This is a genomic window from Pseudoflavonifractor phocaeensis (assembly GCF_021531375.1).
Taxonomy (GTDB): domain Bacteria; phylum Bacillota; class Clostridia; order Oscillospirales; family Oscillospiraceae; genus Lawsonibacter; species Lawsonibacter phocaeensis_B.
On sequence record NZ_JADYTU010000004.1, the window covers coordinates 41,702 to 56,212 of the forward strand.

The following is a 14,511-nucleotide window of genomic DNA, read 5'->3' on the forward strand; positions in this document are numbered from 1 at the left end:
CCCCTAACGAAAATAGCTGAGTTTTCGCTCGATCCAGCCAAAAAACAGCGTGAGGAAGCCGTTGAAGGCCAGATAATAGACGCCGGTGAAGAACAGCGGCCACAGCAGACCGGAATAACCGTGGGAGCCCTTCATAAAGGCATAGCCCGCCCAGATGACCTCCTGCATGGAGATGATGCGCGCGATGGAGGTATCCTTCACCAGGGTGATGATCTCGTTGGACATTGGCGGCACGATACGCTTGATCATCTGGAGCAGCGTAACTTTAAAAAAGATTTGGCTCTTCGTCATGCCCAGCACCATGCCGGCCTCCTGCTGCCCCACCGGGACGCCTTGGATGCCGCCCCGGTAGATCTCCGAGAAGTAGCAGGAATAATTGATGATAAAGGCGATGGCCGAGGCCAGGAACCGGCCCGTCTCACCGCTGCCCCAGGGGCTTTGATCCAGTACCTTGCCGGGCACATAGTACAGAATGATCAACTGGAGCATCAGGGGCGTCCCGCGGATGACCCACACCAGCAGCCGGGTCAACAGGGAGATCGGACGAAGGCCCATCAGGAAACGGGAGCACCCGCCTGCCTCACGCCGGGTCTTTGCCAAAAACCATTTCACCGGACGCCCGAGGGGCGCCCACCGGCTCATGGAGCCGAAGGAAACGATCAAACCCAGCGGGATCGCCCCCAGCAGCGTGACCGCAAACAGCTTCAGCGTCTGCAAAAAGCCCACATTCAGGGCACCAATGACTGTCGCGAACATGACGTCCCACCTTGTGTCTGTTTTCAGCACCGGGAAGGCTTCCCGGACCGACTGGATTTACTGGGCGATCAGAGCGGCCTGGACGCCATAGGCCTCAGCCATGGTCTGCATGGACCCGTCGGCATAGGCGGCCTTAAAGAAGTCGTTCAGCGCGGCGGCCAGATCAGAGCCCTTGCGGAACCCCACGCCGTACTCCTCGCTGTTCAGGCCCACGGTATAGGTCAGGTCGGCATAGCTGGTGCCTTCCCCAACCATGGCGGCGGCCATCAGGGAGTCGATGACAGCGGCATCGGCGGTACCGGAGCTGACCTCCAGCAGAGCGGTGGCCTGGTCCATGACCTCGGTATAGTCGGCACCCAGAGCCTCGACCTCCGCCTTACCGGCAGAACCGGACTCCACGGCGAAGGCCAATCCCTTCACGCTGTCCACCGTCTGATAGTCCGCGGCCTTGTCGGCGGGAACGATGACGACCTGCGCGTTGTTGCAGTAGGCGTTGGAACACTCCATAGCCGATTTGACCTCGTCGGTCAGGGTCATGCCGTTCCACACCACGTCGATGGTCTTGCCGTCCAATTCAAAAACCTTGTTGTCCCAGTCGATGACCTGAAACTCTACCTCTACCCCCAGGCTATCGGCAAAGGCCTTGGCCATGTCGGCGTCGAAGCCGATCCACTGGCCGGAAGCATCCTGGTAGTCCATAGGCTCGAACTCGGTGATGCCTACCACCAGAGTGCCCTTATCCTGCACATAGGCCAAATCGCTCTTGGCCGCGGAGCTGTCCTCGGAAGAGGCCTGACTGGAGGCGCTGCCGGCAGAGCTGGAAGCCGAACCGGAACCGCTGGTCTGGTCTTGGGTGTTGTCAGATTGACCGCCGCAGGCCGCCAGAGACAGGGCCATGGCCGCAGCCAGCACAAGAGAAAGAATCTTTTTCATGGTTATATATCCTCCATTCTTTTCGCCGATCACTTCGGTTCGATTCAGCATTTTAGCACGCTAGCGAACTAGTGTAAATATGTTTTTGAGAATTCTTCTCTTTAACTGATTTTGTCTCAGATATCCACGAAACTTTTGTCAAATTTGCCACCTCAAAACAGCGGGCCGGAAACAAGTTCCGGTCCGCTGTTTGTTCTCTGATACGATTACCGCGCAAACACTGTCCTGAATCGGGAATCCTTACTTCAGGCCGCTCTCGTAGGACTCAATCATCTTCTTGAACGTGTGCCCCGTACGACTTTTGAGATTGGTCAGATATTTATCGGTGGTCTCCCCGGTAAATATCTTGATCTGGAGCTGCATGGTTCCATTTGTCTCCGGCGTGACGAAGATCTTGTCGATATATCTGTCCACAAATTCTTTGTTGATCACGCCGTCCGCCGCGTCCCGCTCCGCCTCCCGGAGGACACGGCGGATGGTATCCATGTGCTTTTTGAAATCAGCGGCGGAGTCCCGCTGCGCAGTCAACTCCATCAGCTCTTTTTGGGCCGTGTCAATTTCTTCGGCACATTGCTGATTCATGGCAAGGAAATCCCTGTCGGACAATTCTCCCAAGGCATTGAAGGTCAGCAGCTTCTGTCTCTTCTTCTCCGCTGTTTCAATCGTCTGCTCCAGTGTGGCGATGCGTTTGGCCAAGTCCCCGTTTTGGTCCAAGGACTTGTACATCTGGATATATTCCTCGATCAGCGCTTCGGCGTCGGCTTCCGTCTCCCGAAACACCTGGAACAGGATGGGTTTCAGCTCCTCCTCATAAATAGCGAAGGAAGGGCACGATCCGGCGCCGTTTTTGATCTTTCCGGAGCACACCCACTTGCTGTTCTTCTTCCCGCTCCTGTCCACGGAATCCCGGCGGTAGTAGGATGCGCCGCAGTGGGTGCAGCAGAGCTTACCTGTGAGGAGATTGGCGTGGTTACAGATGCCCTGGCGGTTTTTCACATCCTCGCTGCGCTTCTTCAAAACGGCATTGGCCAGGTCCCAAAGTTCCTCCGGTATGATAGCCGGTACAATATCTCCAGTCTCGTCCTTAAACATGACCCACTCCTCCGGTGGGAGGAATTTTTGCTTTTTGGTGAACAGGTCGATGACCTTCACCTTATTGCCCACATAGTAGCCCTTATACTTGGGGTTGGAGATCATCCCTGACATGGTGGTGTGGGCAATTTTTTTGCCGTTGTGGTTGCGGTAGCCCTTTTCCCAGAACAGCGTCTCGATCTGTTTCATGGAATATTCTCCGGTGGCGTACAGTTCGAAAAGCTCCCGCACCATTGGGGCCTCTTCCTCGTCAATGAGCAAACGCCCCGCATCCTTGCGGTAGCCGAAAATACGGCTGTTGCCCAACACCACGTTGTTTTTAATCGCCTGCTGATGGCCAAATTTCACACGGCTGGACAGCTTTCGCAGCTCGTCCTGGGCAATGCCGGACATGATGGTCAGACGCAACTCCGAATCCTCGTCCAGGGTGTTGATGTTGTCGTTCTGAAAGAAGACCCCTACTCCTGCGTTCAGCAGCTCCCGGGTGTACTGGATGGAGTCCAGGGTGTTACGGGCAAACCGGGTAATCTCTTTGGTAATAACGAGATCGAACCTTCCGGCCTTACCGTCCTCCACCATGCGGTGGAAATTTTCCCGCTTCTTGGTGGTGGCGGCGGACAAGCCCTCATCAATATAGCCCTCTACATAGGTCCAGTTGATATTTCTGCGGATCAGGTCCCCATAATACTGGACCTGGTTCCCCAGAGAATTGAGCTGCTCATCGCTCTCACTGGACACCCGGGCATAGAACGTCACGCGGAGCGGGAGGTCGTAAATCGTTCTGGTCCTCAGTTGTTGGCGTGCGGCATGGATGTCCATAATCGCCCTCCTGCAAAGTTCGTTATATCATGTTCCATATAGGTTTCTCATGATACAGCAAAAAAATTGTCTTTACAAGATGGGGGAAAATTTTACTCCTGCCTCTGCCAAAGTCCTGGGAAAAACTGACATGGCCGGGGACCCATAGGTTCCCGGCCATGTCGGTTTTCGATATGATCCCTCTAAAGGGAGCTTTTTCAGGTCACATTGTGGTGATCGGCGTTGTGGAACGGAGCGGCACTTTTGTCCGGCCACGGCCGTCTTTTCCCTATCCCTTCCGCCCTGTGTCCAGCACAGAAAGAACTCGTTTTTGGGCCGGGAGCCGGTCCCAGCGGGGGTATTTCTTCCGGTAATCCCTCCACAACGCCTCCGCGTCCGGGGCGTCCAGCCGCTGTGCAAGCTCCACCGTCAGGTTATGGACCGCCAGCAGCATCCAGTAGGCCAGGGAATTCTCTTTATTTTCCAGGGGCATGCGGTAGATGTATTCCAGCACCGACCTCACCTGCCCGGATGACAGCGTTTCCCGCGCCATGGCCCCCAGTACCGCCTCCAATTCTTCGGCGAACCGGTCATGGCAGGGGTCGTCGGCGGGGCCGCTGCCCATCCCAAACAGGCCGTCCCCCGGTTTGCGGTCCCGCTCCAGCTGCTCCGTTTTGGCAAGGTATGCCTCATACAGCTGCCGGACTGTGTCCAGGTACTCCATCCTCGCTCAGGCGAAGGGATTCTCCGTGGGATAGGGCAGGTTCTTGGGCTGGTTGTAGGCAATATCCTCCACGCCCAGGAACTTCATCACCTCGAACAGGGCCTTGCCATAATGGCCGAAAGCCACGGCGCCGTGATGGGGATAACGCTTCTGGATCAGCACATGGCGGTAGAAGCGGCCCATCTCGGGGATGGCGAACACGCCGATGCCGCCGAAGGAGCGGGTTCTGACGGGCAGCACTTCGCCCTGGGCGATATAGGCCCGGAGCTGGCCCTCAGAGTCGCACTGGAGACGGTAGAAGGTGATGTCGGAAGGAGCGATGTCGCCCTCCAGGGTACCGCGGGTGAAGTCGGGCTCAGAGTCCTGGGGCTCCAGCAGGCGGTGCTGGATCAGCTGATACTTCACGGCGCGGTCAGAGCACAGCTTGCAGCTGGGCGTGTTGCCGCAGTGGAAGCCCATAAAGGTGTCGGTCAGCTGATAGGGGAACTTGCCCTCAATGTCCTCGTGATACAGGGAGGCGGGCACGGAGTTGTTGATGTCCAGCAGGGTCACGGTGTCGCCGGAGACGCACATGCCGATGTACTCGGACAGAGCGCCGTAGATATCCACCTCGCAGGACACGGGGATGCCCCGGGACACCAGGCGGGAATTCACATAGCAGGGCTCAAAGCCGAAGGCCTCGGGGAAGGCGGGCCAGCACTTGTCGGCGAAGGCCACATACTTCCGGGCTCCCTTGTGCTCCTCCGCCCAGTCCAGCAGGGTCAGCTCCAGCTGGGCCATCCGGGCGTTCATGTCGGGATAATAGCAGCCCTCGCCCATCTCCTTGGCCATGTCGGCGCAGACCTCAGGGATGCGGGGGTCGTTGGCGTGGGCCTTGTAGGCCACCAACAGATCCAGCTCGGAGTTCTCCTCCACCTCGACGCCCAGCTCATACAGGCCCTTGATGGGGGCGTTGCAGGCGAAGAAGTCCTGGGGCCGGGGACCGAAGGTGATGATCTTCAGGTTGGAAACGCCGATGAGGGCGCAGGCGATGGGCTTGAACTCCGCGATCATCTTGGCGATATCCTGGGCGGTGCCCACGGGGTACTCGGGGATAAAGGCCTTCAGATGGCGCATGCCCAGGTTATAGGAGCAGTTCAGCATGCCGCAGTAGGCGTCGCCGCGGCCGTTAATCAGGTCGCCGTCACCCTCGGCGGCAGCCACATACATCACAGGGCCGTCGAAGTTCTTGGCGATCAGGGTCTCGGGGGTCTCGGGGCCGAAGTTGCCCAGGAACACCACCAGGGCGTTGCAGCCGGCTTCCTTCACCTCGGCCACGGCCTTCAGCATATCCTTCTCGTTCTCCACGGTGGTCTTGCACTCGAAGAGGTCCAGGCCCTTCTCCTGGCAGGCCGCCACGATGGCCGCCCGGCGGCGCTCGGACAGGGAGACGATGAAGCAGTCACGGGAGACCGCGATGATGCCGAGTTTGACCTCGGGAATGTTGTTGAACATGGTAATTTCCCCTTTCCTTTTTATTTCCGCCGATCAGATGTCGGCGGCGATGTCGATGTTCTCGCCGTCCAGCGCCACCACGGCGCCCTGGGCGGCTTCGCTGCTTTCCGCATGGGCCAGCAGCCACTTGTTGCAGGCCCAGAGAGTGGTGTCCTCGAGATTTCCGTCAAGGGGCGTCATGGCCGGTTTGGGGCCGTTGGTGCCCCGGGGCAGGGCCACCAGCACCCGGAAGCCTTGGCCCTTCTTGGCGGAGCAGGGGGCATAGTGCAGGGTAGTGGCATAGACCTCCACCACCGCGCCGGCGGGGGCACGGAAGGCCACTACCTTGGCGGTGTCCAGCCGGCCGTCCACAATGTCGTCTTCCTTGGCCACCAACAGGATAAAGTCCTCCGTGCCCACGTTGATCTCGCTGTCCCGGTGGTATTCCAGGCAGTTGAGCTTGGTGTTATGTCCGTTGCACCAGCCCAGCTGGATGGGCATACCGCCGTAGCCGTTGTTGGAGAGCAGTCCGGCGATGGGCAGCGCCTCCAGCTCCGGCTGGGAGGGCACATATGCCACACCCTCCGGCAGGGGAGTCACTTCCTCCAGGGTGCGGAGCAGCTCCGCGGTATCGTAGCCGGGAAGGACCTTGCCGTAGGGGGCGAAGGCGGGGTCGGTCACATTTAAAATCTTCATGTCTTTCACCTCTTGGGGAGAGGAGACTCTCCCGCGATTTTTTCCACCCAGCGGTCACACAGCCGCTGGCTCACCGGAAGGAAGATCTGGGCCGTTGGGCCTACCAGACAGGCGCAGACCACCGTACCCAGGCCCAGCGTCCCGCCCAAGAGCCACCCGACCACGGCGAAGCAAACGTCCACCGTCACCCGGACCGAGCCGAAGGGCCTACGGAGCTTGTCGCTGAGCACCACGGCCACCAGGTCGTTGGGGCCGGTGCCCGCCTCCGAGCGAATGACCACCGTCATGCCGAAGGCCAGGATCACGCACCCCAGCACCAGCACCGCCAGCCGCAGGACAAAGGCCAGTCCCTGAAACAGCGGGGCCAAAAACACCATGTACACGTCGATGATGGGGCCGCCCAGAGCCATGCACAGCACGGTGCCGATCCGGACGTAAGTACGGTCCACCACCAGCAGGATGCAGAGGATCAGAAGGGACACCAGCAGATGTACCCGGCCGTGGGTCATCCAGGCGGGCCACGGGATGGCCCGGAACAGGCCCTGGATCAGCACGTTAAAGGGGTCGGAGCCCAACTCCGCCAGCAGGAACAGCGTCACCCCCAGATGGGCGATACACAGTCCCACCAGCAGGAGTATCACACGGGCTGCTGCTTCCCGCATCGTCCACTTTCCCATCACTCGTCTCCCTCAGACTCTTCTTCGGGCAGCTCCGCGTCCCTCAGGTCAGCTTGATACCGCTTCCAGGTATACAGGCCGAAGCTCACCGCTACGGCGGCGAAGAGCGCTCCCACCAGCCACGCGGCCCAGACGGGCATGGTAGTGTACGGGTCCTGATACACGCCCCGGACAGTCCGCACCGCTAGGTACACCAGGTACACCGAGACCGCGCCCCGAAAGGCAGCCCGGAGGTTCGCCTGATTCTTCTTCAGATAATGATATTTCTTTTTCATGGCACTCACTGCAGCTTGGGGAACAGCTCCTTCACCGTGGGATAGATCTCACGGAACTTCCGGTACTGCGCCTCATAGCGGGCCGCGATCTCGGGATCGGGACGGATGGTATCCGTCTTCTTCACCAGGGCGTCAGCGGCAGCCTCCACGGAGGGGTACTCGCCGCAGGCCACGGCAGCCAGGATGGCGCCGCCGTAGCCGGGGCCTTCCTCGGTCTCCACCGTCTCGATCTCCAGATTCAGCACATTGGCGAAGATCTTCCGCCACAGGGGGCTCTTGGCGCCGCCGCCGCAGATCTTGCTGCGGGGGATGCTGAGGCCCAGGGACCGGGCCACTTCCAGAGAATCCCGGATGCCGAAAGCCACGCCCTCCAGCACCGCCTGGGTCATATCGGTCCGGCTGGAATCCATCGTCAGGCCGATGAAGGTTCCCCGGGCGGCGGGGTCGTTGTGGGGGGAGCGTTCACCCATGAGGTAGGGCAGGAAGAACACATGGTTGCGGCCCAACTTCTCATCGGTGATGCCCGCCTGCTGGCCGGCGTAGTCCTGGGTGCGGATGATCTCGTCCATCCACCACTTGTTGCAGGAGGCAGCGGAGAGCATGCAGCCCATCAGATGGTAGTGCCCGTCAGCGTGGGCAAAGGCGTGGAGTGCGTTGTTGGGGTCCACGCCGAAACGCTCGCTGGAGATGAAGATGGTGCCGGAGGTGCCCAGGGAGATGTTGCACCGTCCGTCGCCCACGGTGGCAGTACCCACCGCCGCCGCGGCGTTGTCCCCTGCGCCGGCGCAGACCCGCACCGTCTCCGGCAGGCCCAGCTCCCGCGCCATTTCCGGCTTCAGAGTGCCCACCGACTCGTAGCTCTCGAAGATTTTTGCCATCTGCTCTTCCCGGACGCCGCAGATGTCCAGCATCTCCCGGCTCCAGCACTTGTTGGCTACGTCAAACAGCAGCATGCCGGAGGCGTCGGACACGTCGGTGCAGTGGACGCCGGTGAGCATATAGTTTAAGTAGTCCTTGGGCAGCATGATCTTATGGATCCTGGCGAAGAGCTCCGGCTCATGCTTGCGCATCCACAGCAGCTTGGGGGCCGTGAAGCCAGCGAAAGCGATATTTGCCGTAAGGTCGGACAGCTTTTCCTTGCCCACCACGGTATTGAGGTACTCCGTCTCCTCCGTGGTGCGCCCGTCGTTCCAGAGAATGGCGGGACGCAGGACCCGGTCGTCCTCGTCCAGGACCACCAGTCCGTGCATCTGACCGCCGCAGCCGATACCCGCGATCTGGGTCCGGTCGCAATCGGCAGTCAGTTCCCGGATGCCCGCCACGGTCTCCCGCAGCCAATCCTCGGGGTTCTGCTCCGACCAGCCGGGCTGCGGGAAGGAGAGGGGGTATTCACGGGACACGATCTTTTGGATCTGGCCGGCCTCATCCATCAACAGCAGCTTGACGGCGGAGGTGCCCAGATCGACACCGATATACAGCATAAGCCCTCCTTAGCCGGCCTTGCCGGTCTTGTGGTTGGACACCACGTCGAAGATAACGGCCACCAGCAGCACCGCGCCCTTGACCACGTACTGCCAGTTGTTGTCCAGACCGATGATGGACATGCCCTGGTTGATCACGCCCAGCAGGATAGCGCCAACCATGATGCCGGGGACGGTGCCGGAGCCGCCGTAGGCGGAAGCGCCGCCGATGAAGCAGGAGCCGATGGCGTCCATCTCAAAGGAGGTGCCGGTGTCGCCGTTGACGGAACCGATACGGGCCGCCACCAGCAGGCCGGACAGGCCGGCCAGCAGGGACATGGAGGCATAGGCCATGAAGTAGACCTTCTTGGTGTTGATACCGGAGAGCTTGGTGGCCTTCTCGTTGCCGCCCACGGCGTAGAAGTAACGGCCAAAAGCGGTCTTGGAGGTGATGAAGGCGTAGATGAAGATGACGGCCAGTACCCACAGCAGCATGACGGAGATACCCTTGTAGTGGGCCAGCTTCCAGGTGTAATACAGGACCAGAGCGTCGATCACAATGATCTTGCCGAAAGCAGAGGCGGCGGAAGCCTGCTTATAACCCATCTTGGCCTTCTTGGCGCGGCTGGTAGCGGTATAGGCCAGCAGGACCATGGCCACGATGATGCCCGCGATAAAGGCGGACCACTTCACCTTGCCGCTGTCCAGGCCGGGGATGTTGATGTAAGAGGCGAAGATGCTCAGGAACAGGTCGTCATGGATGGCCACAGTCTTGGAGCCCAGAATGACACGGCCCAGGCCGCGGAACAGGAACATGCCCGCCAGGGTACAGATGAAGGGGGGGATGTGGACGTTGCCGATCCAGAAGCCCTGCCACACGCCGATAGCACAGGAGGCGGCCAGGCAGATCAGGATGACCACCACGGCGTTCAGGCCGGTGTTGGCCAGCAGCTGGGCACAGATGGCGCCGATCAGGCAGACGGTGGAACCTACAGACAGGTCCACGTTACCGCCGGTCAGGATACACAGCAGCATGCCGCAGGCCATGACCAGAACGTAGGCGTTCTGCAGCAGCAGGTTGGACAGGTTCTGGGGATTCAGCAGCCGTCCCTTGGTCAGGATCGCAAAGAGGGCGAACACCACCACCAGAGCGATGACCATGGTGTACTTCTTGATAAAATTGACCACATCGGCTCTTCTCAGAGCGGTGTGTACCGCAGCCTTTTGCTCCAGCGGCATTGTGTCAATGGTATTATTTCCAGTCTTTTTCATGCGATCACTGCTCCCTTTTTCTCATCATTTTTGTCCGATTTCAAAATCGCGGCCATGATCTTCTCCTGGGTGGCTTCCTGGGCGGTGAACTCACCCACCATATTTCCCTCGTTCATTACATAGATGCGGTCGCACATACCCAGCAGCTCCGGCATCTCGGAGGAGATCATCACCACCGACTTGCCCTGGGCCACCAGATCGTTCATGATGCAGTAGATCTCATATTTCGCGCCCACGTCGATACCGCGGGTGGGTTCGTCCAGGATCAGCACATCGGGATCGGCAAACATCCACTTGGCCAGCAGCACCTTCTGCTGGTTGCCGCCGGAGAGGTTGCCCACCGCCTGCTTCACCGAGGGAGTCTTGGTCTTCAGCTTCTCCCGGTAGTCCTCGGCCACCGCGTTCTCCTTGTCCACGTCGATGATGCCCCGTTTACAGACCTTCTCCAGACGGGCCATGGTATTATTGATGGCGATAGTATCGTTCAGGACCAGACCGTTTCCCTTTCTGTCTTCCGTCACATAGGCAAGGCCGGCCTCGATGGCTTCGCGCTCGTTCTTCAAATTCACTTCTTTGCCGTTGATGATCAGCTGGCCGGAAATGTTGGTGCCGTAAGCACGCCCGAAAATGGACATAGCCAGCTCCGTACGTCCCGCGCCCTGCAGGCCGGAGAAGCCAACGATCTCACCCCGGTGTACGTTGAAAGCGATATCGTTGACCACCTTTTTCTCGGTGTAGACCGGGTGGTAGACGTTCCAGTCCCGGACCTCCATGCCCACCTCAGCGCTGACTTTGTGTTCCCGGCTGGGATAGCGGTCGGACAGCTCGCGGCCCACCATACCCTGGATGATGCGGTCCTCGTCAATGTCCCGCTTGGCGTTGTCGATGGTCTCGATGGTAGCGCCGTCCCGGACCACGGTGATCTTATCCGCCACATAGGCGATCTCGTTGAGTTTGTGGGAGATGATGATGGATGTCATCCCCTGCTTCTTGAATTCCAGAAGCAGATTCAGCAGCATCCGGGAGTCCTCCTCGTTCAGGGAGGAGGTGGGCTCGTCCAGGATAAGCAGCTTCACGTTTTTGGACAGGGCCTTGGCGATCTCCACCAGCTGCTGCTTGCCGGTGCCGATGTCCTTGATCAGGGTGGTGGCGCTGTCCTTCAGACCCACCTGACTCATGTGCTCCTCTGCCTCATGATAGGTGCGGTCCCAGTCGATTCCAAATTTTCCTTTTCTCTCGTTTCCAAGGAACATATTCTCGCCGATGGACAACTCAGGGATCAGCGCCAGCTCCTGATGGATGATGACGATGCCCTTCCGTTCGCTGTCCTTCAGCGTTTTAAACTGGCAGATCTCACCGTTATAGATGATATCTCCGGTATAACTTCCGTAGGGGTAGGTGCCGCTGAGTACGTTCATCAATGTGGACTTTCCCGCGCCGTTCTCGCCAACCAGGGCGTGGATCTCCCCACGCTCCACTTCCAGGTTGACGTTATCCAGCGCTTTGACGCCGGGGAATTCCTTTGTGATGTTCTTCATCACCAGAATGTTGTCTGCCAAGTTCAGTACCTCCTCCTGCTTCCTTACGCCGCATGGCCGCGGCATCAGGAAAATGTCCTGCTTTTCATCCGCGTAACCAAAAGCGGATCACAATAGAACGAGGGACGGGGTGAGTGCCCCGCCCCTCGCATTTCCCATTTTGGAATTGTTATGTAGGCCGCTTTAGTTGGCAGTGGACTTCAGATAGTCGCCGTCCCAGGCATACAGGCCGGTGTCCACCAGCTCCTGCAGGTTGTCCTTGGTGATGACAGAGGGGACCAGCAGGTAGGAAGGAATGATGCCGGTGCCGTTGTCATAGGAGGAGGTATCATAGGCACAGTCAATGCCGAAGGTGTCGATCAGGCTGGCGTCGGGAGTCTCACCGACCAGCATGGCCTTGGCCAGCTCCAGGGTGACGATGGCCTCGTTAGCCACGTTCTTATAGACGGTCATGGTCTGGATGCCGTCCACGATGTTGCGCAGGTTGGCGATGTCGCCGTCCTGACCGGTAACCAGGGGAGCGTTGCTGCCAGCGTAGTCGGAGGTGATGGCCTGAGCCACGCCCAGAGCGGTGGAGTCATTGGAGCACAGGGCCACGTCCAGCACGGTGCCGTCGGAGTAGTAGGAAGCCAGAGTGTTCTGCATGTTCTCCAGAGCGGTGTCGGTGGACCAGCTGGGAGTAGCGACCTGCTCGAAGGTGGTCTTGCCGGAGACGACGTTCAGGATGCCGGCGTCGATATAGTCCTTCAGGGTGTCAAAAGCGCCATTGAAGAAGTAACCGGCGTTGTTGTCGGCGGGGTCGCCGGCGGTGAACTCGATGTTGTAGGTCTTGGAGGTGTCGGCCAGATCCAGGCCCAGCTGGTCAATGACGAACTGGCCCTGCAGGGTGCCGACGGTGTAGTTGTCGAAGGAGACATAGTAGGAAATGGCGTCGGTGTTCATGATCAGACGGTCATAGGAGATGACGGGGATGCCGGCGTCCTTGGCGTCGCCCAGAACGTTGCTCAGGGAGTCGCCGTCGATGGCGGCCACGATCAGCAGATCCACGCCGTCGGCGATCATGGCGGCGATGTCGTTGTTCTGCTGCTCCACGTCGTTGTCGGAGTACTTCAGCTCCACGCCGTAGCCGGCAGTCTCAAACTGCTCCTTCAGGTAAGAACCATCGCGGTTCCAACGCTCCAGAGACTTGGTGGGCATGGCGATACCGACGGTGCCGCCCTCCCCGCTGACAGACACGGAGGCGTCGCTAGAGCCGGAGGCGGCGGGGGCGGAGCTGCCGCCATCCTTGCTGCCGCAGGCAACCAGGGTCAGGGACATAGCCATTGCAAGGGCCAGTGCAAGAAACTTTTTCATACCTTTTACTCCTTACTTTCCATAAATATGAAGTATTTTGAAGCTTTCCGCTTCTGCAATCGTATTTTATAAAATATATTTATAAAAGTCAATTCCTTTTTGGTCCCTCATGGCATTTTTGTTTATTGTGCTTTTATTCAATGGGCAATTATTGTGTATTACGACTAATCCCCGTATTTTCTTTTGGCATGTTCCTTTTTCGATAAATCTTTTTCCCTCGCCGCTTTTTTAATTTTTTCTCGAAAAATCGGTTGACTCTTTTCCAAATCATGTTAATATATTAATATGTTAAATACTTTTGTAAAAGTGTGGTCTTTCAATGGAATTAGACACGACAATCACTGAGCGTCGGCGGCAGACGCGCAGCAGCATCTACCACCATCTATATACGTCCAAAGAGTTCTGTTCCAAGCAATCTCTGGCTCACGATCTGGGTCTCAGTCTCCCCACCGTCTATCAAAACCTGACCGAACTGATGGACGCCGGGCTGGTCCGGTATTCCGGCGAGCAGCGCTCTACCGGAGGCCGCAAGGCCATGGGACTGGATATCGTACCTGACGCCCGGATCGCCGTAGGCGTATCTATTACAGAGACCCGTCTGCGCCTGGTGGCAACGGACCTCCGGCTCCAGGAGATCGCTTATAAGAAGGTCGCCCACAAGACCCTCGACCAGTTCACACAATTCGGCTCATTCGGGACCTTCTGTGCCCAGGAACTGGAACGTTTTTTGGACGAAAACCAAATTGACCGCACCCGGCTGCTGGGTGTGGGCATTGCCTTGCCGGCAGTTATCTCCCCCGACAGCGACCAGATTTCACTGGCTCCAACGCTCCGGCTGCGCAACTTTTCCTTGCAGGGGCTGACCAAAGACATTCCGTACCCCTTCCATATCGAAAATGACGGCACCTGCGGCGGCTACGCCGAGTGGTTCATGCGGGCCAGCCAACGGAATATGGCCTACCTTTCCTTGGAAAACGGCGTGGGCGGAATCGTCCTGGCCAACGGTACTCTTTACACCGGGGACAACCGGCGCAGCGGAGAGTTCGGCCACATGTGCGTCGAGCCGGGCGGTCTTCTCTGCAAATGCGGAAAGCGCGGCTGCCTGGAGGCCTACTGTTCCGCTCTCCGGATCAGCAATGACCTGGGCATCACTCTGAAAGAATTTTTTACCGGAATTGATCAGCACAATCCGGAATATGAGGCCCTGTGGCATGACATCCTCCGTCACCTGGCCATCGGCATCAACAACATCCGTATGGCACTGGACTGCGACGTGGTGTTGGGCGGCTTCCTGACCCAATACCTGCCCCCGTATCTGCCGCTCTTGCGGGAATATGTCGCCGCCGGCGACCCCTTTGACTCCAGTTCCGATTACCTGCACCTGAGCGTTTTACGCCGGCACAATGTTCCGTTAGGCGCGGCGCTCCATTTCGTCAATCAATTTCTCGAAAATATTTGATTGCT

General features: G+C 58.7%; 13 protein-coding genes. 1 reads left to right on the top strand and 12 read right to left on the bottom strand.

What is annotated here, in order from left to right:
• Positions 1 to 3: 3 nt before the first annotated feature.
• From I6E39_RS02900 to I6E39_RS02955, 12 genes are all read right to left on the bottom strand, one after another.
• The gene (locus I6E39_RS02900; RefSeq protein ID WP_235379884.1) at positions 4 to 756 is read right to left on the bottom strand and encodes an amino acid ABC transporter permease; all 753 of its coding nucleotides are present in this window, start codon (positions 754 to 756) and stop codon (positions 4 to 6) included.
• Positions 757 to 813: 57 nt separating this feature from the next.
• A complete protein-coding gene (locus I6E39_RS02905; protein ID WP_235379886.1) occupies positions 814 to 1,689 on the bottom strand; it encodes a transporter substrate-binding domain-containing protein in 876 nt (291 codons plus the stop codon).
• A gap of 240 nt (positions 1,690 to 1,929) precedes the next feature.
• Positions 1,930 to 3,600 (bottom strand): recombinase family protein, encoded by a 1,671-nt coding sequence (locus I6E39_RS02910; protein ID WP_235379888.1) that lies wholly within the window; start codon positions 3,598 to 3,600, stop codon positions 1,930 to 1,932.
• 268 nt (positions 3,601 to 3,868) lie between these two features.
• Positions 3,869 to 4,303, bottom strand: a complete 435-nt coding sequence (locus I6E39_RS02915; RefSeq protein ID WP_235379890.1) for a hypothetical protein — start codon at positions 4,301 to 4,303, stop codon at positions 3,869 to 3,871.
• 6 nt (positions 4,304 to 4,309) lie between these two features.
• Positions 4,310 to 5,797, bottom strand: coding sequence for an L-fucose/L-arabinose isomerase family protein (locus tag I6E39_RS02920; protein WP_235379893.1), 1,488 nt, complete (start codon positions 5,795 to 5,797; stop codon positions 4,310 to 4,312).
• Positions 5,798 to 5,830: 33 nt separating this feature from the next.
• Complete coding sequence (locus I6E39_RS02925; RefSeq protein ID WP_235379894.1) at positions 5,831 to 6,472, bottom strand: DUF4867 family protein; 642 nt, start codon at positions 6,470 to 6,472, stop codon at positions 5,831 to 5,833.
• 5 nt (positions 6,473 to 6,477) lie between these two features.
• Positions 6,478 to 7,149, bottom strand: a complete 672-nt coding sequence (locus tag I6E39_RS02930; RefSeq protein ID WP_235379897.1) for a YczE/YyaS/YitT family protein — start codon at positions 7,147 to 7,149, stop codon at positions 6,478 to 6,480.
• Entirely contained in the window at positions 7,149 to 7,424 is a 276-nt protein-coding gene (locus I6E39_RS02935) for a hypothetical protein (protein ID WP_235379899.1), read from the bottom strand. The genes I6E39_RS02930 and I6E39_RS02935 overlap by 1 nt, the downstream gene beginning before the upstream one ends.
• A 5-nt stretch (positions 7,425 to 7,429) precedes the next feature.
• Complete coding sequence (gene xylB / locus I6E39_RS02940; RefSeq protein ID WP_235379901.1) at positions 7,430 to 8,905, bottom strand: xylulokinase; 1,476 nt, start codon at positions 8,903 to 8,905, stop codon at positions 7,430 to 7,432.
• Between the two features lie 9 nt (positions 8,906 to 8,914).
• Positions 8,915 to 10,156, bottom strand: a complete 1,242-nt coding sequence (locus tag I6E39_RS02945; RefSeq protein WP_338127108.1) for an ABC transporter permease subunit — start codon at positions 10,154 to 10,156, stop codon at positions 8,915 to 8,917.
• Positions 10,153 to 11,715, bottom strand: coding sequence for a multiple monosaccharide ABC transporter ATP-binding protein (gene mmsA / locus I6E39_RS02950; protein ID WP_235379902.1), 1,563 nt, complete (start codon positions 11,713 to 11,715; stop codon positions 10,153 to 10,155). Before mmsA ends, I6E39_RS02945 begins: the two co-directional genes overlap by 4 nt.
• A 162-nt stretch (positions 11,716 to 11,877) precedes the next feature.
• A complete protein-coding gene (locus I6E39_RS02955; protein ID WP_235379904.1) occupies positions 11,878 to 13,047 on the bottom strand; it encodes a substrate-binding domain-containing protein in 1,170 nt (389 codons plus the stop codon).
• Between the two features lie 319 nt (positions 13,048 to 13,366).
• Here I6E39_RS02955 and I6E39_RS02960 point away from each other — a divergent pair, with 319 nt between their 5' ends.
• The gene (locus tag I6E39_RS02960) at positions 13,367 to 14,506 is read left to right on the top strand and encodes an ROK family transcriptional regulator (RefSeq protein WP_235379906.1); all 1,140 of its coding nucleotides are present in this window, start codon (positions 13,367 to 13,369) and stop codon (positions 14,504 to 14,506) included.
• Positions 14,507 to 14,511 lie beyond the last annotated feature (5 nt).

Coding starts and splice junctions, on each gene's coding strand:
- I6E39_RS02900 (WP_235379884.1), bottom strand. CDS start 756: ATGTTCGCGACAGTCATTGGTGCCCTGAATGTGGGCTTTTTGCAGACG.
- I6E39_RS02905 (WP_235379886.1), bottom strand. CDS start 1,689: ATGAAAAAGATTCTTTCTCTTGTGCTGGCTGCGGCCATGGCCCTGTCT.
- I6E39_RS02910 (WP_235379888.1), bottom strand. CDS start 3,600: ATGGACATCCATGCCGCACGCCAACAACTGAGGACCAGAACGATTTAC.
- I6E39_RS02915 (WP_235379890.1), bottom strand. CDS start 4,303: ATGGAGTACCTGGACACAGTCCGGCAGCTGTATGAGGCATACCTTGCC.
- I6E39_RS02920 (WP_235379893.1), bottom strand. CDS start 5,797: ATGTTCAACAACATTCCCGAGGTCAAACTCGGCATCATCGCGGTCTCC.
- I6E39_RS02925 (WP_235379894.1), bottom strand. CDS start 6,472: ATGAAGATTTTAAATGTGACCGACCCCGCCTTCGCCCCCTACGGCAAG.
- I6E39_RS02930 (WP_235379897.1), bottom strand. CDS start 7,149: ATGGGAAAGTGGACGATGCGGGAAGCAGCAGCCCGTGTGATACTCCTG.
- I6E39_RS02935 (WP_235379899.1), bottom strand. CDS start 7,424: ATGAAAAAGAAATATCATTATCTGAAGAAGAATCAGGCGAACCTCCGG.
- xylB (WP_235379901.1), bottom strand. CDS start 8,905: ATGCTGTATATCGGTGTCGATCTGGGCACCTCCGCCGTCAAGCTGCTG.
- I6E39_RS02945 (WP_338127108.1), bottom strand. CDS start 10,156: ATGAAAAAGACTGGAAATAATACCATTGACACAATGCCGCTGGAGCAA.
- I6E39_RS02955 (WP_235379904.1), bottom strand. CDS start 13,047: ATGAAAAAGTTTCTTGCACTGGCCCTTGCAATGGCTATGTCCCTGACC.
- I6E39_RS02960 (WP_235379906.1), top strand. CDS start 13,367: ATGGAATTAGACACGACAATCACTGAGCGTCGGCGGCAGACGCGCAGC.